The following is a 21,780-nucleotide window of genomic DNA, read 5'->3' as shown; positions in this document are numbered from 1 at the left end:
CCTCCCGGCCATCGGGGCCGGTTATTCCGCCGCCGGTTCGGATGCGGCCAGCGCGTCCTCACGCGGGGCCACGTCCTCCGGCAGAATCATTTCGCCGCGGCGGATGGTCCGCGTCAGCGCCCGGCCCAGCACAGCATCCTCGCCGCCAGAAGCAATGCCGCCGCCGGGGCGGACCCAGTCGATATGCTCCCGCGTCAGCACCGTCCCCACCCGCACATCGCGCGACGCCACCAAGGAGCGCGTCATTGCCGCGCCGCCGCCCTCTTCGCACGGGGCGGGCTGTTTGCGGCCCGTGCCCAACATGGCCTCGGCCCGCCGGATGCGCCGCACCAGCTGCGCCATCTCCTCCGGGTCTGCGGCGAGGGCATGATCGCGGAAGGAGGAATGCTTTTTGTCGATGGTAAAGTGCTTTTCCACGATGCGCGCGCCGCAGGCCACGGCCAGTACTGCGGCCTCTATGCCCAGCGTATGGTCGGAATAGCCCGGCTCCACGCCAAGGCGGCCAAGCTCGCGGATGGCGGCAACATTGGCCTGCTCCGGCGGCGTTGGGTAGGCGCTGACGCAGTGCAGGGCCGCAACGTCCAGCGCGCCGCCCGGGGCATGCCGGTGCAGATAGGCAATGCTCCGCCGCACATCCTCCAGCCCCACAAGGCCTGTGGAGAGGAGTACGGGCTTGCCCGTGGCCGCCACAGCCGCAAGCAACGGATGAAACGCATTGTCGCCCGAGGCAACCTTGAACGCCGGGACAAGCGCGTCCAAAAACTCCACGGCGTCCACGTCAAAGGGTGTGGACAAAAACTCCACCCCCGCCATGCCCGCCACCTGCGCCAAATGCCGAAATGTCTCCAGCGACAGACGAAACCGCTCCAACTGCGCCACGCGCTCACGCTCACGCGGGGACACCAGCCGCACCGGGGTAATGGTCTGAAACTTCACGGCGTCCGCGCCAGCTTCCGCCGCGCGCCAGACCATCTCCTCCGCAAGGACCGCATCGCCCTCGTGGCAGTTGCCAATCTCCGCCACGATGAAGACCCGGCGGTCCGTATTATGCCGTCCTATATGCATCAGCACTCCCCGCAGCGGTCATCCTGCGCGCCGTGATAGTGAAAAATCCGCTCCACCGTGACGGAGGCAAACCCCGCGCGGTGGTAGCACGCCATGGCCTGCATATTCTCGGCCTGCGTCACCGTGCGCATGATGGCAAAGCGCCCAAGCTCGCGGCTGGCGAAGGCCATCATGTCGCCCCCGGCGCGAAAGCCCCGGTGCCTGTCGTCCACAGCAATGAGGTCCAGCACCAGTTCCTGCCCCCGGCAGAGGAACAGAGCAAACCCCGCCACCTCGCCATCGGCATTTTCCGCCACCACCATGGCGTCCCCGCGCTGACCAAGGAAGAAGTTGCGCGCCCAGTCCTCCTTAATGGAATTCGCCACAGGCTTTGGAATCATGGAGTCGCGGTGGAAGCGCGAGGAATGGAAGCTCTCCCGGGCAATACGGCGCACGTCCCGCTCGTCGCTGGCGCGCGCCAGCCGGATGGTCAGCGGCCCGGTCTGTTCCATGGGGTCATCCAATGGCCGCTCCATGCTCACCGCCGTCACCACCGGCGTGAAGCCCATATGCCGCAGGACGCACCCCGTCCCCGCCGCATCGGCAAGGATGCGTGTGGACACAAACACCCGGTGCACGCACAAGAGTTCACCCAGCGCCTCGCGCAGGCGCATGGCGTCCAGCCCGGACAGAATGCATCCGTCCACGGCAAAACAGGGGCGGGCAAGCCGCAGCTCCAACCACTCGTCCCGCCGGATGAAATCAGCGGGCACGCAAAGCACATCATCCTGCACCGTCATTGCCGAACCTCCCGCACCCGCGCGCCGGATGCCGCTCCGGGCGCCGCTCCGGACGCCGCCTTGCCATGGCCGTTGCCATTGCCGTGACCAAACGTCTGCTTGTACCAGTTCAAATACTTTACAAAACCACGCTCCAGCGGCCACTCGGGCCGATAACCGATGGACTCGCGCGCCTTGTCCACGGACAGCGTCCCCCGGTCCGGAGTCAGCTTGTCCTTGGGCACGTAGCGCACACGCACATCGGGGAAGTGCTTGGCAACAATGGATGCCATGTCCGCCAGCGAGCGCGATTCCCCGTAGGTGAGATTGAATATCTGGTTGATGGAATTGTCGTTTTGCAGCACGCAGAGCATGCCGCTGACAAAGTCGTCGATGGAGGTAAAGTCGAGGCGGTCCGAGCCGTCGCCAAGCACGCGGATTTCCTCGCCGTGCAGAGCGTTCTCGATGAATATCTGCCCCACGCGGCGGCTGACGCACCGCTCGCCGTACAGGGCTGAGGGGCGGATGATGGTATACGGCAGGCCAAAGGCCTGATTGTAGGCGATGACCAGTTTTTCCCCGCCGAATTTCAGCGCGCCGTAGATGCCAATAGGCTCGCACGGCGTCTCCTCCGTGACGATGCCGGTGCGGAAGTTGCCGTAGACCATGCTGGAGGAGAAATAGATAAAATGCTCCACCCGCCCGCGCGCGCAGTCAAGGGCATTTTCAAGGGTGCGGAAGCTGTGGTCAAAGGTGCTGAAGGGGTCCTTGTTGGACTTGTTGGCGTGCGCCACGGCGGCCAGTTGAACCACCACATGCGGGTCTATCCTGTCGATGAGCTTGGACAGGGCGTTATAGTCCCGGCAGTCCTGAATAAACAGCGGCACTCCGGCCTGATGCAGCAGGTCGAGGCGTGTGTTGAGCATACTCAGGTACATGTCGCGGTGGGCCACATCCTGCCCGGCGGAGGCAAACGTCAGCAGGTTGTTCACCATCAGTCCGTCAATGATGGACACCTCCGCCCCCAGCGCCCGCAGACGCAGGGCCAAATTGTGACCGATGAATCCCGCGCCGCCCACGAGGGCAATGCGCCGTCCACGAATCGGGATGACTGCCATGGCTCACAACTCCTTGACGATGTTGCCGAAAGCGCCGGCTATGCTGTGCATCTCATCCGGGCCAAGATGCGGCCCCACTGGCAAAGCCACCGACGCATCACTTATGGCGGCGGCACGGGGATACTGCCCCTCCGTCCAGCCATATTTTTCTCTGTAATAGGCAAGGCGTGGCACCGGGTGCGGATAGTACACGCTAAAGCCCACCCCTGCCCGGCGCAGCGCCAGCAAAATGTCATCCCGCCGCGGGGCAAGCCGCCCCTCCAGCTGCGCCACAAGGCAATAGTGGCTCGGGCGCGAGTCCGGCAGGGTCGCCGCGATGACGCGCACGTCCTCCAGCGCATCAAGCGCTTCGCTCAAAATACGGTGGTTCTGCGCGCGGCGCGCCAGCATCTGGTCAGCGCGCTCCATCTGCGCCAGCCCAAGGGCGGCCTGCATCTCGCTCATACGGGCGTTCATGCCCAGCATGGTCACGTCGTACATGCCGGGTATGGCGCGCTCATCGTGGGTGCGGTCCACCCCAAAGGCGCGCTTTTGCGCGGCAAGGGCCGCTATCTGCTCGTTCGCCGTTGTGAGCATGCCGCCTTCCGCCGTGGTCAGGTGCTTCACCGGATAAAAGGAAAAGCACCCCGCATCGCCAAACAGGCCCACATGAATGCCATGCAGGCGCGCGCCAAAGGCCAATGCGCAATCCTCCACCACATACAGCCCATGGCGTCCGGCAATGGACATAATGGCGTCCATGTCGCAGGGGATGCCAAGATAATGCACCAGCGTAATGCCCCGCGTACGGTCCGTGACAAGGGCCTCCACGTGGTCCGGGTCGATATTGCCCGTTGCGGGGTCGCAGTCCGCAAAGACGGGCCGCGCGCCCATAAGCTCAATGGCGTGCGCCGTGGCCACATGCGTCATGGCCGGACAGATGACTTCGTCACCGGGACCAATGCCAAGGTGGAACCACGCCACATGCAGGGCCGCCATGCACGAACTCATGCTCACGCAATGCGCGCCCCCGCCCAGATATGTGGCAAAGGTCCGCTCAAAGGCCGCGCACTGCGGGCCGTGGGTCAAAATAGGGCCATCCAGCACCGCGGCCACGGCCTCGCGCTCGCGGTCCGTAATGCTTGGCCTGCCAAAGGGTATGCTCGGGCTTCGCGTCATACGTATTCCATCTCCATCTCTTCCCCGGTTGCGGCGGCCGTGTCGCACGCCAAACACACGCTGACAGCGTCGAACACTTCCTGCGTCATGGCCGCAAGGTCGCGGTCCTCGGCTATCCAGCGGACAAACTGTGTAAGCAGCGCCCCCTTGTGCTCGGGATGCGGCGACTCCGTGAAGGGCGTATGCGGCGTTTCGGGCGAGCGGCTGGTGTAGGCGCGCGCTCCGGCGTCGTCATAAAGCACCGTGCCCTTGGTGCCGTAGACGCGCAAAACATGCTGGTGCGGCTGTACACACCCAAAATTGGCGGCAAGCCGCCCCACCAGACCGGACGGGAACACCAGCTCCGCCACGGCAAAATCATTGAACCCAAGGCGGTGCGGATGCGAGCACAGGGCGTTGCCCCGGGCGCGCACAGCAACAGGCCGCTCCCCCGCCAGCCACAGCATCAGGTCCGCCATATGGATGCCGCCGCCCAAAAAGACCGAATAGTCAGGAATCTGCCCGCGCCATCCGCTCGTGATTTTCTCTAGCCGGCCGTAGAGGTATTCGCCATCAAGGGCGTACAAGGTGCCAAGGCGTCCGGCGTCTACGTCGGCCTTCACCCTTTGGTACAGCGGCGCGGCGCGCAGGATGTGATTGGAGAGCAGCTTCACCCGCCCCCCATGGGCAGACCACGCCCGGCGGATGCGCCGCAGGTCCTGCACCGTCAGGCAGGCGGGTTTTTCCACAAACACATGCTTGCCCGCCTTGAGGGCGGCCAGCACTTGCCGGGCGTGCATATCGTCCGGGCTGGCGATGACCACAAGATCCACGGCCCCGTCGTCAAAAATCTCCTCCACATGCTGGGCCGCCACGCAGTGGTGGGCGGTCGCCACCTCCCACGCCTTATGCGCGTCCGGGTCATAGACCTGCCGCAAATCGCACCCGGCCTCCACAAGGGCGCGGGCATGCACCTCGCCCACACCCAAGCCCAAAACAGCACAGCGCAGTGGCCCATCCTGAATCATTCAAGCCTCCCAAGGTTTGCCACGTCCCGCTCAAGGCGGCGCATGTCCGACAGCGTATCCACGGCAAGGCTCTGCGGCGTGGACACATCGTGCGGATTCACAATGTTGACGATGCGGTACATCCGGGGACGGTTGTAAAAATGGAGCGTCACATGCTCCCGCTCCTCATTGGAAAGCGAGGCGGGATCAACGGAAAGGAAGGCCTCCGCGCGGATCAGCTCCGCTGACTGGCCTTGGGGAAATGTCCGGGGGAAGACGTTGGTCACAATGTCCGCCGTGGCGGGGTCCGCGTGGCGGGCAAGCTCCGTCAGCAGACCGGGAAGCAGCAAGGGGCTGTCCGCACACACGCGGTAAAACCAGTCGCACGGCGATTCGCGCAGGCACCCACGAAAACGCCGGAACACATCATCCAGCACGCCGCGGTACACCTGAACGCCCAGCAGGCGGGCGTATTCCGCCAAGGGGTCATCGCTGCCCTCGGTGCTGGTGGCCACTGTGATGCGCGTGCGCGGCACCACCCGCGCCACCCGCTCCACCACATGCGCAAGGAGCGGCACCCCGCAAAACGGAGCGAGCACCTTGCCCGGGAACCTGCTGGAACTCATCCTCGCCTGAATGAACGCCCGAAACATCCCGCCACCTGCACAATTCGTCTGAATGTGATGCAACACACCGGAAAAAGCAGGACTTTTTCCACCATATTGCCATGTAGCAGAATATGAGCGCCATTTCAACACTGCTTCAAAATTTCACGGCATCTCAACACAGTACGATACATGCGCCGTGACGAGGCTGCACACCCTGCATCAATGCCCCATTGTACAGCACACCCCGTGCCGCAACGCGCTTTGTGCAGTATTCCAAACACCTGCCACGCGCGGCTTTTCGCAGAGTATTCCAAAGCGCCCCCTGCCCCGCCACCACGCCCGAAAGGCGCGGACCAGCCCTGTTCCCCTGCGCCGCACACGAGTTCACGCCCCAACCTAACGCCCCCAAAGAGCACAAAAAAAACGCCGAAACCGCAAAGCGGCTTCGGCGTCGAAAAAATGGCGCGCAGGGTGCGCGGGGGCTATCGTTTCCGGCGGGCGGCCACAAGGCGCTGCGCCCAGTCGATGGCGGCGGCAAGGCTGCCCGTATCCGCCACATACTTTCCGGTGATGTCATAGCCTGTGCCATGGTCTACGGAGGTGCGCACCACAGGCAGGCCAAGGGTCACGTTCACGGCTTCGGAAAAGTGCATGAGCTTGAGCGGCGCAAGGCCTTGATCATGATACATGGCCAGCACCGCGCTGTAGCGGCCCTGCACGGCAAAGTGAAACACCGTGTCCCCCGGCAGCGGCCCCACGGCGCTGACGCCTTCCTCGCAGGCCTGCTGCACGGCAGGGGCAATGATGCGCTCGTCCTCGGTGCCAATTTTGCCGGACTCGCCCGCGTGGGGGTTAAGGCCGCACACGGCGATGGGCGCGTCGTCAACGCCAAGGGCGCGGACCAATTCATGGGTCAGGTGCAGGCACTTGACCACACGCTCCTGCGTAATGAGGCCGGGGACGTCGGCAAGGCGGGGGTGGGTGGTCACAAGGCTGACCTTGAGCTTCGGCCCGCCCAGATGCATGCAGATATTCTCGCGCCCAGCGCCAAGGCGCTCGGCAAAGAACTCCGTATGACCGGGAAAATCAAAACCGGCGTCCTGCAGCATGGCCTTGTTGAGCGGACAGGTGACCACACCTGCGGCCGCACCATCGCGCAGCAGTTCGCACGCGGCATCCAGCGTGACGCCAGCGGCGTAGCCGCCCTCGGTGCGTGCCTCGCCGGGGTGGACGGGCACGTCCTCAAGGCCAGCAGGCACCAGCAGGCAGACAGACGCATCCGGCGCATCGGCAGGATGCGTCACCCGCGTCCAGAAGGGCGCAATGCCAAGGCGCTCTGCATGGTATAAAAGGCCCTGCTCCGGGCCAATCATCACAATGCGCGAGGAGGGGCGCTCCCCGCCGCCAAGCAGGCGGCAGGCCAGCTCGGGACCAAGACCGTTCGGGTCGCCAAGGGTAAGAAGCAGTGTATTTTCAGGCATAGCGGGAGAAGAGTACGCAAGCGAGCCCCCGCAGTCCAGCACCGGACTGCGGGGGCGCAAAATATCCTACCGCCACGAAACGCCCCGCCACCCCTGCGCGGCGCTACGTGGTCACGACAGAGTTCTCACAATCGCCAAAATTACTGCGGACGTACGTATCCGCCGCGTCATCATTCTCCCACATCTCTTTATCCAGCAGATAGCGGTACTGGAACGACTTCCCGGTTTCAAGGTTCAGCGTCACGGTAAAGGAGCCGTCCTTCAGGCGCTTCATGGGCGTTGCCTTTTCGTTCCACTCGTTAAACTCACCGACAAGTGTGGCGGAGCCCGCTCCATTGGCGGCTTCCTTGGGAAGCCGGAACGTCACCTTGCATACCGGCTTGCTCCGCAAATACATCTTCTTTAGGGACATAAGCTTCCTCCTTAGGGCATTCCTCGTGGAGTATACCCCAACCATCAATTTCGGTTCAAGCGTCAGGCGCGGTCACGCCCAATTTTTTATAGACGGCAAGGTATCCCTCGGCCGAACGCGGCCACGAGAATGACGCCTTCATAGCGCTGCTGCGCAGCTGGGTCCATTTCTTGGGCTTATCCCACACGGACAGAGCATCCATAATGGCGCGCAAAAAGGCGCTGGGGTCGCCGGGGGCAAAGGTAAAGCCCGTCGCGCCGTAGCGGGGGTATGGCACGATGGTGTCGCGCAGGCCGCCCACCGCGCTGGCAATGGGCACCGTGCCAAAGCGCAGGGAATACATCTGCGTCAACCCGCACGGCTCATAGCGCGACGGCATCAGAAAAATATCCGTCCCGGCCTGAATGTAATGCGCCAACTCCTCCGTGTAGCCAATGCGCGCGGCAAGGCGGCCCTGATACTTCTCCGTCAGCTCCATGAGCTGCGCCTCAAATTCAAGGTTCCCTTCACCAAGCACCACCACTCCTACGCCAATTTTCATCAGCGCGGGCAGGATATCAAGGAGCAGGTCTATGCCCTTCTGCCGCCGCAGACGGCCAATAAACCCAAGCAGCGGGCGCGTGGCGACGATGGGGTCCATACCGTATTCACGCAGCAGGTGTTCCTTGCAGATGCGCTTGCCCTTCATGTTACCGCGGCAATAAGGGTGCGGCAGATACTTGTCCCCGCGCGGGTCCCATACGTCGTAATCCGCGCCGTTCAAAATACCCGTCAAATCCGCCGAACGCTTACGCAGTATGCCTTCCAGCCCGCAGCCAAAGGCCTCGGTCTGCACTTCTTCGGCGTAGGAGGGGCTGACCGTGGTCACATGGTCGGCGTAGGCAATGCCAGCCTTCAGCATATTGAAGTCGCCCCAAAACTCCGCGCCGTCCATATTCCACGCCGAGGTCGGCAAGCCGCACTCCCAGAACAAGCGCGACGAATACCGCCCCTGAAAGGCAAGGTTATGGATGGTGAGAACGGTTTTAACGTCCTTCCAGAAGGGGTCAATCTGCCGCCAGTAGTGCAGGTAGGCCATGCTGAGCGCGGCCTGCCAATCATGGGCGTGAACCACATCCGGTGTGCGGCCCATAAACTTGCACCACTCCAGCGCCGCGCGGCAGAAGAAGACAAAGCGCTCGCAGTTGTCGAAATAGTCGCCGCGGTGGGTATTGTAATAGAAGCGGCGGTCGAAATACTCGCCCCGGCTGATGAAATAGACGGGAACGCCCTGATAGTCCGAGTGGAAGACCTCGGCCGTGGTCGGCGGCCACGGGTAGCCCACGGGAACATCAGAATGCAAAAGCCGGACAGGATAGCCGGCCGTGGAAAGACGGCCATAAAATGGCGTGACAACAGCAACGTCCACACCCGTCTCCGCCAGCGCCGGAGGAAGCGCGCCCAGCACGTCCGCCAGCCCTCCTGTTTTGGAGAAGGGGTACATCTCGGAAGTTATGTGGAGAATCAACGGCCTATCAGCCATCAACGCACCATGCCCCGCCTGGCCGGGGTGGTCTTCGCAGCCCTTATGTCAACGTATGCTCCCGAAGCCATTGCGCGAAGTCACTGACAATCTTCGCATGGTCAAAGGCTAATTCCGGAAGCGCGTCCAAAGGAAAAAACCGGGCGTCCCCTGCGTCGTCCCCCGCCTGCAAGGCATCCGGGTCCGTCGTTGTCCCGACAAAGGTGACGCTGAGGGTGTGCATGCGTGGGTCGCGTGCGGGGTCGGAATAGACCCCAAGCATCCCGGCAAGCTGCACGGCAAGGCCCGTTTCTTCAGCCAACTCGCGTACTGCCGCCTGCTCCACGGTTTCGCCGCAGTCAACAAATCCCCCGGGAAGCGCCCACCCAAGAGGCGGATTGCGGCGCTCCACAAGGACAATCCCCCTCTGCGGGGCATACACCACCACGTCCACTGTTGGGACGGGATTGCAGTACTGCTCAAAACGTTTTCCGCAATGCGGACACTGTGTCTCTTTCATCATCAGGCAATGCCTTCCAACACTGTCATCTTCTTCCCCTTGCGTCCAGAGGGTCGTGAATTTTCCTGTGGTTCATCATGACGCGCATGAGACATCCCCGTGACATTTGGGTACGTCATGCCCCACCCAAGGACAAGAAAAGTTTGCGCCATTTGCGTAGCTTCGCGCATGGTCAAATTTTTTGAACGGTCCCAAATGGTGACATACAGCGGATTTTCCGCACCCCCCTGCCCGTGCTTGCCCGGCTCGCACAAGGGCTCAGACCCCGGCGTGCGTATGCTCAGCCCGAGCTATTCCCATCTGGAATACCCTGAAGGATACCGGAAAACGTCTTTCCCGGGCCCGGCCAAGCACGGCGCAGCCCGCCCTGTATCAGGGCGCGCAGCCGCCTGAGCAATGAAATGGAGGAAGGAAAAATGCGGACGGGAACCGTCCTAAGCACCCGCGCAGACCGCGGCAGGGCATACAAAACAAAAACCGGCTTCTGGGGGCGCAACCCCAAAAGCCGGCTTCTGCAAAACAAAGAAGGTATTTTGAATAGAGCAAGTCGCGGGCCAACTTTGAAATTGTCAGTGCTTTTTCAAATAAATCCAGTAATAACGGGCAATTATAGATTTCACATCAAACCACCAGCAGCCTCGAACTGCCATTTTGGGGTCAAATTTTTTAAACCTCTGGAGGATTCTCCAGCAATCGCCCCAAAAGGAGTCAAAAATTTTTGACCACCCCCGGAAAAGGCACCGGAAAAAGGCTTGGCCTCCCCTTAAAAACATTGGCAGACCGCAAAAAACTCAAAAAAAAGCCCACGCTGCATGCGTGGGCTTTGTCGCTGCGGCACGGCGCGCCGGGGCGCGTGTCCTGCGCTAGGCGGCGGGCTGGCACACGGCAAAGCCTGCCGCTTCCAGCTCGGCGCGGGAGATGGCTCCCTCGCGGTAGATGGTCAGCTCGCCGGGGCGTTCGATGCCCACCACGGTGGACGGGTCGCCGCCGCGGGGCCATGGCTCCACGTCCAGCACATCGTCCACACCAGCGGTCAGGGCCGGATCAAGGGCCGAGGGGCGCGCGACGGCGCTTTTGCCGCTGATATTGGCACTGGTGGCAACCAGCGGCACGCCGGTGCGGCGCGCAAGTTCGGCGGCGACGGGATGCGGCGTCACACGCACGGAGGTCAACCCGCGCCGGTCCTGAATCTGCGGGGGCAGACCGGGCAGCGTGGGCACCAGAACGGAGAGCGGACCCGGCCAGAAACGCTGGCCCAGTTCGAACAGGTCGTCCGGCATCCAATTGGTAATAAGCGACAGCTGTTCCGTCTCCGCAATAATAAGCGGAAGCGGCTTGGAGTGGTCGCGATTCTTCAGGGCGTACACACGGGCTGCGGCGGCTTCGTCCAGCCCGCTACACCCAATGGCGTACAGGGTTTCCGTGGGGTAGACGAGGACGCCCCCGCCCGTAACCACGGCGCATGCACGCTGCATGGCGGTTTCTATTTCGTGCACCAGTCTTCTACCATTTCTTCAAGTGTTTCAGGGTCGTATGTGGGCTGGTCGTACATCCCCTTGGCCATGCGCTGCCTGTAGGCTTCGTACATAATGACGGCGGCGGCCACGGAAACGTTCAGACTCTGCACCATACCCTGCATGGGGATGTAAATCTGATCGGGAACCAACGCGTCCAGCTCCGGGTCCACGCCCCGGTGCTCGTTGCCCAGCATAAAGACCGTGGGCTGCGTGAGGTCATAGTCCATCAACGGGCGCGCCGTTTCGGAAAAGCCCGTGGACAGGATTTGGTACCCGTCTGCGCGCAGACCGCCAACAAGGCTTTCCGCGCTGCTATGGCGAACGCACTCCACCCACTTTCGTGCAGAACCGGACGACTTGCGCCCGATGTTGGGGAATGCGGTGTCAGTATAATACAGATGAACGCGAGGAACGCCAAAGGCGTCGCAACTGCGCAGGATGGCGGAAACATTATGCGGATCCCAGATATTGGCCATGATGAGCGACAGGTCCTTCTGCCTATGCTCAAGAACGTAGCGCATCTTTGCCTTGCGCTCCGGGGTGCGGCACTGCGGTATTTTTTTCATCCGTCTCCTCTTTTGTAAGAAGGGGTCACCCGGTGGCCCGGGCCAAAAGTTCGGTCCGCTCATTACACGTTTTTGCCCTAATTGAAAATAACCCGCCCACACCGCCATTTTTCATGAAATCCGTTCATATGCCAAAAAATACCCTTGACGAGCAACCCGTTAGTTTTGATAAACGTTTCTCAACAGGCGAGGCGCCAAAGCGCCTGCTCTTTTTTTCACAACTCAAGTGACAGCGCGGCGACACTGCCGCCGCATGCAGTCCCTGAAAAAAAGACGTACAATATAATTGATTTTTTCGGCATTAGCTGACAAAAGGATTTCACCGCCAATTGTTCTTTTTTTCTCAAGGCGTGCGCTTTTTTCCCTGTACGGAAGTGCCCTCTGTACAACGGAAATCCGCCGTCACCAGTTGAGACGGATTGTCAGCGTCGGCCACACAAGGCCGACACCGCCAATGCCGGGGGGACGCCCTTGCCGAAACCGCTTATCGGCCCGGGCGTATTGGAACAAATCCGACAGGGAGCATACCGCCAAACCGCGACCTGCCGCCTTTGGAGCCCGTTCGTGGACCGCTTGGTCCTACCGTCCGAACGTGCTTGCCGCATCCTCACGCACGACAACTCCGCCCCAACACGCGACGACAGCGCACTGTGCGCCGACGAAGAGTGCCCTTCGCGACGCATCGACACGGCTTGAGATGAGTGACGCAGTTGGACGGGCAAACGACGACTGTTTGCTTGCCCACCAATTCCCTTCGAAACGCTTGTTGTCTGATGGAGGATCTTGATGGTTGATAAAGCAAAAGCCGCCGTTCAAGAGGTGATGTTCGATAAGAGGCGATTCTTCGCCATGCTTACGGGTATTCTCCTTTTTGTCGTGGTGTACTGGTCCCCCCAGTGGGCCGACGCCATCGACCCGGCTGGCAAACACTTCGTCCTCACGCGTGAGGGCAAGGGCGCGCTGGCAGTATTTCTGCTTGCCGGCACCTGGTGGGTGTTTGAAGTTGTTCCCATCGGCATCACTTCGCTGCTGATTGGCATTCTTCAGGCGCTGTTCCTCATCCGCCCGGCTAAGGCCGCGTTTAAGGACTTCATGGACCCGTCCGTGATGTTCATCTTCGCATCCCTTATTATTGGCGCTGTCTTCACCAAGACAGGCCTCACCAAACGCCTGGCCTACAAGATGCTGGGCATCGTCGGTGAACGCACGTCCATGATTCTTTTGGGCACGTTCGTGGTTTGCGCTGCACTGACGCACATCATGGCCCACACCGCTGTGGCCGCAACGCTCTATCCGCTTCTGGTTGCCATTTACAGCCTCTACACCGACGAGACCAAGCCGACCAAATTCGGCAAGGCGCTCTTCATGGGTATGGCCTACGTGGCTGGTGCCGGTTCCATCGTCACTCTGCTTGGTGCAGCGCGCGGCGCGGTGGCCCTTGGCTTCTTCAAGGACATCATGAATCAGGACGTCAGCTTCTTTACCCTGACCTATTACATGGCGCCCATCGGCTGGACCATGACCTTCCTGCTGTGGGGCTTCTTTATGCTGCTCCTGCCGCCGGAACGCAAAACCATCCCCGGCATCCGCGAAAAAGCCGCCGAGCTGAACGCTCAGCTCGGTCCCATCACCCGTGATGAGATTATGGCGGCCGTCATTGTGGGTGGCGCCATCCTTACCATGAGCCTGCGCTCGTTCATCCCGGCTCTGCAGCCTATCGACAAGACCGCCATTATCCTGTCCTCCACCGTGCTGTTCTACGTCTTCAAGATTCTTGACCTTAAGAATCTCGAAGAAGTCCCGTGGAACATCATCCTGCTGTTCTCCGGCGCGATGAGCATTGGTTTCTGTTTGTGGGAGACAGGTGCCGCCAAGTGGCTGGCCGTCAACTGGCTGACCCTGTTTGAGCAGGCACACTGGTTCGTGTTTGTCATGGGCATTGCCTTCTTCGTCATGATGATGACCAACTTCATCATGAACGTTGCGGCCATTGCCATTTCCTTGCCTGTTGCGCTGGTTATCGCCCCCTATCTGGGCGTTGCCGGCGAAGTCATCCTGTTCTCCTCCCTGGTCGTGGCGGGCATGCCGTTCCTGCTCCTTGTGGGCGCGGCGCCAAACGCCATTGCATACAACTCCAAGCAGTTCACCAGCGGTGAGTTCTTCCTCTACGGAATTCCCGCCAGTATCCTGCTGATGGTTGTAACCGGCCTTGCGGTGATGTTCCTGTGGCCTGTCATGGGCATGCCCATTACCATCCCCGTAGGAGGATAAGAGGACATACACAGTACGCTATGCAGGGCGGCAGCGGCGGATTTCTCCGCCGCAGTCGCCCTGCCCAAAACATGATTCTGATGGAGAAAATCACAATGCCTCAGCTTCAAAACCTGTTGAACAACATCATCAACCGGGTCAACGTCAACCTTCGCGAATTTACGGACGTCGGCCCGCATATCAGACACCTTGTCGACAGGCAAAGACTCGCCGGATTTTACGCCTTCTATGGCCTAACCCAGCATCATCCGCTGTATTTCAAGTTCAATAAATCCTGCCTGTCCGGCACCTATCTCCTCGGCAAGTGCGAGGTAAACCGCTCCATCATCTACAAGAGTGACATCCGCGGCGACGAGCTCAAGCGCCGTGGCGATGTGGTCCCGTTCGGGGACATGAAGATCCGCCTGTTCCAAGACGAAATCATCTACATCCGCGACAGCTACCTCATCAAAACCCTCGTTCACAACCATTCCCACGACCCTGAAAACCTTGAAAAATTTGGCATCCGAAACACCGTTGCCCTGCACTGGTCCAACATCCACGGCGCGCCCGTCGAGGGCTGTTTCCTCGGCCCCTTCGCCACCGTGGACCTGACCAGCGCCCACAACTGTGTGTTCGGCACCTACTCCTATACGCAAGTCGGCGAGTTGGTGAACACCTTCGTCAAGCCCGGCCAGGTTTGGATTCGCACCAAGGACTTTGAATTCAACTACCAGTTCGACGAAGAAGTGCTTCGCCGTTATGTCGCTTACGAAACCGGCAAGGCCCCCTCGGGCATCCTCATGGACTACGTTGAGGAACGCAAAGCCGACTTCATGCCCATCTACAGCTCCATACAGGAGCACCCCGTTCCGGTGCCTCCGGGCGCATCCCTGTCGCCGTACGCGGTGGTCAAGGGCCAAACCCGCATCGACAAAAACGTCCTCGTAGCCCAGCGCGCCTACCTTGAGGAAGCATGGCTCGGCCATGGCTCCAACGCGCAGGAAAACTGCTACATCGTCCACTCCAGCCTGGAGGGCGAAGACGTCACCGCCCACGGCGGCAAGGTGGTCCACGCCCACCTTGGCAAGCACGTGTTTGTGGGCTTCAACGCCTTCCTGCACGGCACACCCGAGACGCCGCTTCAGGTGGGCTCGAACACCATCATCATGCCCCACACCATCATCGACGCCGAGGAACCGCTGGAAATCCCATCCGACACGCTGGTTTGGGGCTACATCCGCAATGCCGACGACCTCAAGCAGCACTCCATCGCCCTTGTCGATCTGGAAAAGATCACCGACGGCATGGAGATGGGCGCAATGCGCTTTAGCGGCAGCGGCAAGGTCTTTGCGGACGCCTTCCGTGGCCGCATCCGCCACATTCTGGAAGAGAACGGCGCATTCTTCGACGAAGCCAACAACGCCGGACACGCCCAGAAGAATCAGGAAATGGCCTTTAATATCCTCCAGCCCTACCCCTCCGGCGACCTTGCCGGACTCTATCCCAAGCTGGAGATTAAACCCACGGAACTGGAAACCATTGACGAGTTCTCAGCACCCTAGCTGGAACCTGCCTCAGCACAACAACGGCCACGTGGGAAACCGCGTGGCCGTTCTTTTTGCCCTGCCCCGTGGCATTTCCCGCTCCAGTTATGCTATGCTTCAACGCGCGGTTTCACATCAGCGCCCAATTTGAGCCCGCAGCAAGCTCCAAGGACAGGGCCGGTAAAAATCGCCCAAAGCGTCCGCGAGACGACACAAAACACATGATATGCAACACTGCGGCGAATACTGCAGCAAAACATCGTAGAATATGAGCCGTTTATAGTGTACAACACAGGGCTGTACCCCCATATAGCCAGCGCAAGGGAAGGCAAAATATGCACGGAGCAGAGCCTGCGCACACAGGCTTGTTCTAAACGTCACGAATTGCGTCAAACCGAGTGCTCACTCGGGTGGTGCGATCATATCCTATATCATAGGAATACCGCACCAATTCTGGATTTTTCGGACGGCAAGCTATTCACGAATGAGCACAAATAGGGTACAGATTTCTTTGCTTTTTGGGAGGAGGTGCCCCCAAAAAGAGAAAGGAGAGGAATCTTAACCAAATAATTCCGTACAGTTATAACCAAGGATTCGCTCATGGCCATTTCTAATGACCATCTTGGACGGCGGCATGGGCCTGCCGACAAGATAGGTGCGTCCGCCAAGCCGCGTAAGCGACGTGTCGGGCCCATGGTATCCACATTCGTCATCATGGCGATTGCATGGGTCATTCTCTCGGGAAAGTTCGACGCTTTCCACCTGACGCTGGGAGTCATCTCCTGTGCCATCGTCGCCTGGTTCTCCAGTGACCTGCTGTTTCCGCCCAAAGACGGCGTCAACGGCCCCACGGCAACCTGGCTTCGTTTCCCGCTCTACATCCCGTGGCTTCTGCTGGAGATCATCAAAGCCAACTTCTGGCTGATGTATCTCGTCTTCCACCCCAGGATGCTGGACAAGATTGACCCCAAGGTCATCAAGTTCGACAGCCGCCTGCAGAAAACCATGGCACGGCTCGCCTTTGCCAACTCCATCACGCTCACACCCGGTACCATTACGGTGTATGTGGACGTGGACGGCCGCTACACCGTCCATGCCATTGACGAGAAGTCCGCATCCGGTGTGCCTGGCGAGATGGAGGAAAAAGTAGCAAAGACTTTCGGAGAGTAACCTATGGATTCGTACTTTCTGTTTGCCGCCCTGTGCCTTATCGCCGTTATGATCGTCACCCTGTACCGCACGGTGGTTGGTCCTACGGTTATGGATAGGATGCTGGGCGTCAACGCCATCGGGTCCAAGACGGTGGTGCTGCTTGTCCTTTTGGGCTTCAGTTTCGATCGTGTGGACATGTTCGTGGACATTGCGCTGGCGTACGGCATGCTGAACTTCATCGCCGTTATCGCGGCCAGCCGCTACTTCCAGAAACGCAAGGGACTCCACGACGAGTCCTAGGGCAGCTTTTACCCTGCACAAAGGAGAAAAAAAGACATGATACTCGACATCATCGTCATGACGCTGCTGCTTTTGGGCATCGTCGTCTTCGCCGGGGCCGCCCTTGGCATCGTCCGTTTCCCGGACTTCTATTCCCGCCTGCACCCGGCGGGCAAGATGGACACTCTGGGTTCGGCGCTGATGCTCCTCGGTCTGGCGCTGTACAACCTGCATCACTTCGAGGTGGCAACCCTGCTGACCAGCCTCAAGATCATGTTCATTCTGGTCTTCGTCTTCATTGCCAGCCCTACCGCGACCCACGCCCTTGTGGATGCGGGCTTCCGCGCTGGTCTGAAGCCGTGGAAAAAAGGACAGGAAAGGAGATAGTCGCATGATCTGGCAGATAGACGAAGCAATTCTGGTTCTGGTCATGTTCTGTGCCATCGGCGCCCTGCAGGTCAAAGACCTTTTGGGCGCGGCGCTCGTCTTCGGCGCGTTCAGCTTCATGATGTGCGTCCTGTGGACGTCCATGGGCGCTGTTGACGTGGCCTTTACCGAGGCCGCCGTCGGCGCTGGCGTGAGCACGGTGCTGTTCATCGGTGCCGTCTTCAGAACTTCAAGGAGGTCCAAGGACTGATGATGAAGCATCTGAGTCTGGCAACCGTCGTCATCACCGGCCTGCTGCTGATTTACATCACCGGCAGCTTCCCGGCTTGGGGCGACCCGAACTCCCCCGCCAGCACGCACCTTTCGAACCACTACATCACCAAAACCATGGAAGAGACGAGTGTCCCGAACATCGTCTCCGCCGTTTTGGGCGACTATCGTGGATTCGACACCATGTTTGAAACCACGGTGGTGTTTTGTGCTGGTATGGCCGTCTTTTTCATGCTTGGTGCCTACAAGCGTGACCAACCAACGGTCCGTCAGTTCCGCCACACCGAAACCGGCGTGGTGCTGCGCTTCCGCAATGGCGCAAAGACCCCACGCGAGGGCGGCGCGTTTGAAGAAATCGATCCCACGTGGATACCGTACGATTTCATCGTCTCGCGCGTGGCCAAGCTGATGGTCCCCTTCATCCAAATCTTCGGCCTGTACGTCATCGCCCACGGCCACCACAGCCCGGGCGGCGGCTTTCAGGGCGGCGTCATCCTTGCGGCAGCCTTCCTGCTGCTGGGCCTGTCGCACAACATGCGCACGCTGATCAACCGCGTCTCCAACAAGGCGCTGGGGCTTATGTCCGCAGCGGGTGTGGTCATCTACGCCGGTTACGGCGCGCTAGCCATGATCTACGGCGGCAACTTCCTCGACTACTCCGCCCTGGCGGGCCTTCTGGGCATGGACCCGGTGGCCGCCCGCTCGTTCGGCATCCTTGTTATTGAGATCGGCGTGGGCCTCACCGTCATGTCCACGATGGTCATCATCTACAACAATGTCGCCTCTGTCGGCAGATACGACGAGGGCCTCTAGTATGCATGAACTGCTCGAAACCGTGATAACGGCCAAGTACAACTACTGGGCGTACACCGTGCTGATGATGATCGGCGTATGGGCGATGATTGGAAAGAACAACTTGGTCAAGAAGGTGATCGGCATGAACATCTTCCAGACCTCCATCATCCTGTTCTACGTCTCCATCGGCTCGAAAAAGGGCGCGACGATTCCGATCCTTCAGCACGCACACGGCGCGACGAACCACGCCGTGAACGCCGCGGACTACATCAACCCGCTGCCTCACGTGCTGATGCTGACCGCCATCGTCGTCTCCGTGGCGACCCTCGGTGTGGCACTGGCGCTTCTGCTCAATATTTATAAAGAGCACAAGACGCTGGAAGAAGACGAAATCTTAAAACACCTCAGCGAATAATGAACCAATATCCTGCGCTTATACTCATCGCACCGTTGTTGTCGGCCTTTGCCGTCGCCATCGGCGGATGGTTCGGCCGGCGGATCCACTTCCCCGTGGCCGTCGCCGCGCTGGGCGTGTCCGTCCTTTCCGCCATCGGCCTGCTTGCTCAGGTGATGGCAGACGGCCCATTCAGCTACCGCCTTGGCGGCTGGCCGCCGCCCGTCGGCATCGAGTACTATGTGGACCACCTGAACGCTTTGGTCCTGCTGCTCGTCGCCGGTCTGGGATTCGTCAACCTTATTGCCACCCGCGCCGACATCGAGCGCCGCTACGAAGGCAAGGTCCCCGTGTTCTACACGCTGTACCTCCTGTCCGTGGCCGGTCACCTCGGCATCGTCGTTACTGGTGACGCGTTCAACCTCTACGTCCTGCTCGAGATCGCCGCGCTGTCCGGCTACGCTCTGCTTGCCATGGGCAATGCCCGTGCGCCGCTGTCCACCCTGCGCTACCTGTTCATGGGTACTGTGGGTGCGTCGTTCTACCTGCTGGGCGTCGGCTACATGTACATCATGACCGGCTCCCTCAACATGCAGGACCTCGCCACCATTCTGCCGAACCTCTATGGCAACCCCGCCATCATCGCCGCCTTTGGCTTGGTGCTGGCCGGTGTGTTCGCCAAGATGGCGTTCTTCCCCATGCACGCATGGCTGCCCGGCGCCTACGGTGACGCAGGCAACCCGGCATCCAGCCTCATCGCCCCCATGACCACCAAAGTCATGGTCTACGTGATGATCCGCATGATGCTGACCGTGTTCCAGCCCGAGTTCGTGTTCTCCTCGCCCGAGGTGAGCCGCGCTATCGTCTGGCTGGCGGTCATCGCCATGATGGCAGGTGCCTTCTTTGCCTTGTCCAGCCGCGACCTCAAGCGCATGCTGACCTTCATCCTCATTTCCGAGGTTGGCTACATGGTCGGTGGCGCATGGCTCGGCAACCGCATCGGCATGTCCGGCTCCATCCTGCACATCGTCAACGACGCCGTGATGACGCTGTGCGTGTTCCTGTGCGTTGGCTGCATTGCCTACCGCCACGAGAACACCCACTTCGACAATCTGAAGGGGCTGTTCCGCACGCAGCCGTTCACCATGACGGCCTTTGTCATCGCCGCGCTGGCCATGATTGGCGTGCCGCCGACCTGCGGCTTCTTCTCCAAGTGGTATCTCATCCTCGGCGGCCTTGAGGCCAATCACTACGGCTTTGTGGCCGCACTCATTCTGTCGAGCCTGATGAACGTTGTCATGTTCTTCAGAATATTCGAGATCGCCTACTTTGAGCCGTTCGCCGAAGGTCACGGTCATGAACACGGCCACGGCCCTGCGCCGCAGCCCATCAAGGACGCGCCGTGGAGCATGGTGGTTCCGCTGCTTCTGGTGGCAGTGGGCCTCATCGTGCTGGGCCTGTACTCCGGCGACATCGTCACCCGCGTCATCGACTTCGCCATTCCGGCCAACATCGCCTAGGGGACTCGTATGCACTATGAAACTATAGTCTCTGTCAGACCGCTCATCGCCGTTCTGGTCTCCCTGGCGGTCATGCCCATCATCGCGTCGTGCGGCAAATCGCCCAACGCGCGTGAGGCATGGACGTTTATTGCGGGAGCCATCAAGCTGGCCATCGTGGCATCCATGGTGCCGGCCGTGCTGGACGGCGTTCAGTTTACATACACCATGTTCGAGGTGCTGCCCGGCGTACCGCTGGCCTTTAAGGTTGACGCCTTTGGCCTGATGTTCGCGCTGGTCTCCTCGTCCTTGTGGATTCTGACCTCCATCTACTCCATCGGCTACATGCGTGCGGAGCACGAGCACAGCCAGACGCGGTACTTCGCGTTCTTTGCGCTGGCGCTGTCCTCCACCATTGGTGTGGCCTTCTCCGCCAACCTGCTGACCATGTACATGTTCTACGAGATTCTCTCCCTGAGCACGTACCCCTTGGTCACGCACCATCAGGACCCCGAAGCCCGCGCCTCCGGCCGCAAGTACCTGCTCTACATCATGGGCACGTCCATCGGTCTGGCGCTTCCGGCCATGCTGGTCGCCTACTTCCAGGCGGGCACGCTGGACTTCGGTCCCGGCGGCTTCCTTGCCGGTCACGTCACCCCGACCATGGCCACCACCCTGCTGGTGATGTTCCTGTTCGGTTTCGCCAAGGTCGGCATCATGCCGTTCCACTCCTGGCTGCCCGCAGCCATGGTGGCGCCCACGCCTGTTTCGGCCCTGCTGCACGCGGTGGCGGTTGTTAAGGTTGGTGCGTTCTCCGTGCTGCGCGTCATCACCGGTGTGTTTGGCGTGGACCTGCTGGCCCAGATGAACCTGTCGTGGTTTATCTGCACGGCGGCAAGTGTGACCATCATCACAGCCTCGCTCATAGCGCTATCGCAGGACGGACTGAAGCGGCGGCTGGCCTTCTCGACCATTGGCCAGTTGTCCTACATCGTCCTCGGCCTTGGCCTGTTGGCCCCAAAAGCGCTCATTGGCGGCAGCGTGCATATTGCCATGCACGCCTTCGGCAAGATTACGCTCTTCATGTGCGCCGGCGCCATTTTCGTTGGCGCGGGCAAGAAGAACATCAGCGAGATGGTGGGCATCGGCAAGCGCATGCCCGTGACCATGGCGGCGTTCCTTATCGGCTCGCTGTCCGTCATCGGCATTCCGCCCACTGGCGGCTTCTTCTCCAAGTGGTACCTGCTGCAGGGCACCATAGAAGCCGGACAGTGGCCGTTCATGGTGGTGCTGCTGGTCAGCTCGCTGCTGAACGCGGCCTACTTCCTGCCCATCGTCTACAAGGCGTTCTTCTGCACGGCTGATGAATGCATGTTCAATGAGGGCGTCAAGGAAGCGCCAATCCAGTGCGTGGCACCCCTTGTCATCACAGCGGCGTGCTCCATTGGGCTCTTCTTCTACCCCGACGTGTTCATGAACCTGGCCAAGCTGGCCGTGGGCGTGACCCCCTAAGGAGA

The 21,780-nt window shown here is 60.5% G+C and carries 22 protein-coding genes; 10 read left to right on the top strand and 12 right to left on the bottom strand.

Annotation, left to right across the window (positions count from 1 at the left end; genetic code table 11):
• Nucleotides 1-21: 21 nt before the first annotated feature.
• The 12 genes from ACYQ2T_RS06315 to ACYQ2T_RS06260 form a co-directional block, all read right to left on the bottom strand.
• Nucleotides 22-1,065 carry an N-acetylneuraminate synthase family protein gene (locus tag ACYQ2T_RS06315; RefSeq protein WP_459899354.1) on the bottom strand — a complete coding sequence of 348 codons (1,044 nt, stop codon included), beginning with the start codon at nucleotides 1,063-1,065 and terminating at the stop codon, nucleotides 22-24.
• Nucleotides 1,065-1,844 carry a GNAT family N-acetyltransferase gene (locus ACYQ2T_RS06310; RefSeq protein WP_459899352.1) on the bottom strand — a complete coding sequence of 260 codons (780 nt, stop codon included), beginning with the start codon at nucleotides 1,842-1,844 and terminating at the stop codon, nucleotides 1,065-1,067. Before ACYQ2T_RS06310 ends, ACYQ2T_RS06315 begins: the two co-directional genes overlap by 1 nt.
• On the bottom strand, nucleotides 1,841-2,941 hold the full coding sequence (locus ACYQ2T_RS06305; protein WP_459899350.1) for an NAD-dependent epimerase/dehydratase family protein: 1,101 nt from the start codon (nucleotides 2,939-2,941) through the stop codon (nucleotides 1,841-1,843). The genes ACYQ2T_RS06310 and ACYQ2T_RS06305 overlap by 4 nt, the downstream gene beginning before the upstream one ends.
• Nucleotides 2,942-2,944: 3 nt before the next feature.
• Entirely contained in the window at nucleotides 2,945-4,099 is a 1,155-nt protein-coding gene (locus ACYQ2T_RS06300) for a DegT/DnrJ/EryC1/StrS family aminotransferase (RefSeq protein ID WP_459899348.1), read from the bottom strand.
• A complete protein-coding gene (locus ACYQ2T_RS06295) occupies nucleotides 4,096-5,106 on the bottom strand; it encodes a Gfo/Idh/MocA family protein (RefSeq protein ID WP_459899346.1) in 1,011 nt (336 codons plus the stop codon). The genes ACYQ2T_RS06300 and ACYQ2T_RS06295 overlap by 4 nt, the downstream gene beginning before the upstream one ends.
• Nucleotides 5,103-5,738 (bottom strand): cytidylyltransferase domain-containing protein, encoded by a 636-nt coding sequence (locus tag ACYQ2T_RS06290; protein WP_459899344.1) that lies wholly within the window; start codon nucleotides 5,736-5,738, stop codon nucleotides 5,103-5,105. The genes ACYQ2T_RS06295 and ACYQ2T_RS06290 overlap by 4 nt, the downstream gene beginning before the upstream one ends.
• A gap of 437 nt (nucleotides 5,739-6,175) precedes the next feature.
• Nucleotides 6,176-7,174, bottom strand: a complete 999-nt coding sequence (gene pdxA, locus ACYQ2T_RS06285) for a 4-hydroxythreonine-4-phosphate dehydrogenase PdxA (protein ID WP_459899342.1) — start codon at nucleotides 7,172-7,174, stop codon at nucleotides 6,176-6,178.
• A gap of 103 nt (nucleotides 7,175-7,277) precedes the next feature.
• Nucleotides 7,278-7,586: an isoamylase early set domain-containing protein gene (locus ACYQ2T_RS06280; RefSeq protein WP_459899341.1), complete on the bottom strand. Its 309-nt coding sequence runs from the start codon at nucleotides 7,584-7,586 to the stop codon at nucleotides 7,278-7,280.
• Between the two features lie 55 nt (nucleotides 7,587-7,641).
• Nucleotides 7,642-9,108, bottom strand: coding sequence for a glycogen synthase GlgA (gene glgA / locus ACYQ2T_RS06275; RefSeq protein WP_459899339.1), 1,467 nt, complete (start codon nucleotides 9,106-9,108; stop codon nucleotides 7,642-7,644).
• A gap of 43 nt (nucleotides 9,109-9,151) precedes the next feature.
• Nucleotides 9,152-9,610 (bottom strand): NUDIX domain-containing protein, encoded by a 459-nt coding sequence (locus ACYQ2T_RS06270; protein WP_404844584.1) that lies wholly within the window; start codon nucleotides 9,608-9,610, stop codon nucleotides 9,152-9,154.
• A gap of 860 nt (nucleotides 9,611-10,470) precedes the next feature.
• The gene (locus tag ACYQ2T_RS06265; RefSeq protein ID WP_459899337.1) at nucleotides 10,471-11,082 is read right to left on the bottom strand and encodes an L-threonylcarbamoyladenylate synthase; all 612 of its coding nucleotides are present in this window, start codon (nucleotides 11,080-11,082) and stop codon (nucleotides 10,471-10,473) included.
• A gap of 8 nt (nucleotides 11,083-11,090) precedes the next feature.
• Nucleotides 11,091-11,681, bottom strand: a complete 591-nt coding sequence (locus ACYQ2T_RS06260) for a TrmH family RNA methyltransferase (RefSeq protein WP_459900090.1) — start codon at nucleotides 11,679-11,681, stop codon at nucleotides 11,091-11,093.
• A gap of 795 nt (nucleotides 11,682-12,476) precedes the next feature.
• Between ACYQ2T_RS06260 and ACYQ2T_RS06255 the strand changes: the two genes are divergently transcribed.
• The 10 genes from ACYQ2T_RS06255 (at nucleotide 12,477) to ACYQ2T_RS06210 (ending at nucleotide 21,775) form a co-directional block, all read left to right on the top strand.
• On the top strand, nucleotides 12,477-13,961 hold the full coding sequence (locus ACYQ2T_RS06255) for an SLC13 family permease (protein ID WP_459899335.1): 1,485 nt from the start codon (nucleotides 12,477-12,479) through the stop codon (nucleotides 13,959-13,961).
• Nucleotides 13,962-14,056: 95 nt separating this feature from the next.
• Complete coding sequence (locus ACYQ2T_RS06250; RefSeq protein WP_459899333.1) at nucleotides 14,057-15,505, top strand: transferase; 1,449 nt, start codon at nucleotides 14,057-14,059, stop codon at nucleotides 15,503-15,505.
• Between the two features lie 582 nt (nucleotides 15,506-16,087).
• Entirely contained in the window at nucleotides 16,088-16,657 is a 570-nt protein-coding gene (locus ACYQ2T_RS06245) for a Na+/H+ antiporter subunit E (protein ID WP_459899331.1), read from the top strand.
• A 3-nt stretch (nucleotides 16,658-16,660) separates the two neighbouring features.
• Complete coding sequence (locus ACYQ2T_RS06240) at nucleotides 16,661-16,939, top strand: MrpF/PhaF family protein (RefSeq protein WP_404844578.1); 279 nt, start codon at nucleotides 16,661-16,663, stop codon at nucleotides 16,937-16,939.
• A gap of 36 nt (nucleotides 16,940-16,975) precedes the next feature.
• Entirely contained in the window at nucleotides 16,976-17,305 is a 330-nt protein-coding gene (gene mnhG / locus ACYQ2T_RS06235; RefSeq protein WP_404844577.1) for a monovalent cation/H(+) antiporter subunit G, read from the top strand.
• Between the two features lie 4 nt (nucleotides 17,306-17,309).
• Nucleotides 17,310-17,555 carry a Na(+)/H(+) antiporter subunit B gene (locus tag ACYQ2T_RS06230; protein ID WP_459899329.1) on the top strand — a complete coding sequence of 82 codons (246 nt, stop codon included), beginning with the start codon at nucleotides 17,310-17,312 and terminating at the stop codon, nucleotides 17,553-17,555.
• Nucleotides 17,555-18,388, top strand: a complete 834-nt coding sequence (locus ACYQ2T_RS06225) for a Na(+)/H(+) antiporter subunit B (RefSeq protein ID WP_459899327.1) — start codon at nucleotides 17,555-17,557, stop codon at nucleotides 18,386-18,388. Before ACYQ2T_RS06230 ends, ACYQ2T_RS06225 begins: the two co-directional genes overlap by 1 nt.
• A 1-nt stretch (nucleotide 18,389) precedes the next feature.
• A complete protein-coding gene (locus tag ACYQ2T_RS06220; protein WP_404844574.1) occupies nucleotides 18,390-18,785 on the top strand; it encodes a cation:proton antiporter subunit C in 396 nt (131 codons plus the stop codon).
• Complete coding sequence (locus ACYQ2T_RS06215; RefSeq protein WP_404844573.1) at nucleotides 18,785-20,284, top strand: proton-conducting transporter transmembrane domain-containing protein; 1,500 nt, start codon at nucleotides 18,785-18,787, stop codon at nucleotides 20,282-20,284. Before ACYQ2T_RS06220 ends, ACYQ2T_RS06215 begins: the two co-directional genes overlap by 1 nt.
• A 9-nt stretch (nucleotides 20,285-20,293) precedes the next feature.
• Entirely contained in the window at nucleotides 20,294-21,775 is a 1,482-nt protein-coding gene (locus ACYQ2T_RS06210) for a monovalent cation/H+ antiporter subunit D family protein (RefSeq protein ID WP_404844572.1), read from the top strand.
• Nucleotides 21,776-21,780: the final 5 nt, after the last annotated feature.

This window comes from Desulfobaculum senezii (assembly GCF_054657395.1).
The sequence above is the reverse complement of the archived record's forward strand: the minus strand, read 5'-3'. Positions and strand labels throughout refer to the sequence as shown.

Bases quoted from the DNA above. Each gene is read 5' to 3' on its own strand.
- ACYQ2T_RS06315 (WP_459899354.1), bottom strand. From the start codon at position 1,065: ATGCATATAGGACGGCATAATACGGACCGCCGGGTCTTCATCGTGGCG.
- ACYQ2T_RS06310 (WP_459899352.1), bottom strand. From the start codon at position 1,844: ATGACGGTGCAGGATGATGTGCTTTGCGTGCCCGCTGATTTCATCCGG.
- ACYQ2T_RS06305 (WP_459899350.1), bottom strand. From the start codon at position 2,941: ATGGCAGTCATCCCGATTCGTGGACGGCGCATTGCCCTCGTGGGCGGC.
- ACYQ2T_RS06300 (WP_459899348.1), bottom strand. From the start codon at position 4,099: ATGACGCGAAGCCCGAGCATACCCTTTGGCAGGCCAAGCATTACGGAC.
- ACYQ2T_RS06295 (WP_459899346.1), bottom strand. From the start codon at position 5,106: ATGATTCAGGATGGGCCACTGCGCTGTGCTGTTTTGGGCTTGGGTGTG.
- ACYQ2T_RS06290 (WP_459899344.1), bottom strand. From the start codon at position 5,738: ATGTTTCGGGCGTTCATTCAGGCGAGGATGAGTTCCAGCAGGTTCCCG.
- pdxA (WP_459899342.1), bottom strand. From the start codon at position 7,174: ATGCCTGAAAATACACTGCTTCTTACCCTTGGCGACCCGAACGGTCTT.
- ACYQ2T_RS06280 (WP_459899341.1), bottom strand. From the start codon at position 7,586: ATGTCCCTAAAGAAGATGTATTTGCGGAGCAAGCCGGTATGCAAGGTG.
- glgA (WP_459899339.1), bottom strand. From the start codon at position 9,108: ATGGCTGATAGGCCGTTGATTCTCCACATAACTTCCGAGATGTACCCC.
- ACYQ2T_RS06270 (WP_404844584.1), bottom strand. From the start codon at position 9,610: ATGATGAAAGAGACACAGTGTCCGCATTGCGGAAAACGTTTTGAGCAG.
- ACYQ2T_RS06265 (WP_459899337.1), bottom strand. From the start codon at position 11,082: ATGCAGCGTGCATGCGCCGTGGTTACGGGCGGGGGCGTCCTCGTCTAC.
- ACYQ2T_RS06255 (WP_459899335.1), top strand. From the start codon at position 12,477: ATGGTTGATAAAGCAAAAGCCGCCGTTCAAGAGGTGATGTTCGATAAG.
- ACYQ2T_RS06250 (WP_459899333.1), top strand. From the start codon at position 14,057: ATGCCTCAGCTTCAAAACCTGTTGAACAACATCATCAACCGGGTCAAC.
- ACYQ2T_RS06245 (WP_459899331.1), top strand. From the start codon at position 16,088: ATGGCCATTTCTAATGACCATCTTGGACGGCGGCATGGGCCTGCCGAC.
- ACYQ2T_RS06240 (WP_404844578.1), top strand. From the start codon at position 16,661: ATGGATTCGTACTTTCTGTTTGCCGCCCTGTGCCTTATCGCCGTTATG.
- mnhG (WP_404844577.1), top strand. From the start codon at position 16,976: ATGATACTCGACATCATCGTCATGACGCTGCTGCTTTTGGGCATCGTC.
- ACYQ2T_RS06230 (WP_459899329.1), top strand. From the start codon at position 17,310: ATGATCTGGCAGATAGACGAAGCAATTCTGGTTCTGGTCATGTTCTGT.
- ACYQ2T_RS06225 (WP_459899327.1), top strand. From the start codon at position 17,555: ATGATGAAGCATCTGAGTCTGGCAACCGTCGTCATCACCGGCCTGCTG.
- ACYQ2T_RS06220 (WP_404844574.1), top strand. From the start codon at position 18,390: ATGCATGAACTGCTCGAAACCGTGATAACGGCCAAGTACAACTACTGG.
- ACYQ2T_RS06215 (WP_404844573.1), top strand. From the start codon at position 18,785: ATGAACCAATATCCTGCGCTTATACTCATCGCACCGTTGTTGTCGGCC.
- ACYQ2T_RS06210 (WP_404844572.1), top strand. From the start codon at position 20,294: ATGCACTATGAAACTATAGTCTCTGTCAGACCGCTCATCGCCGTTCTG.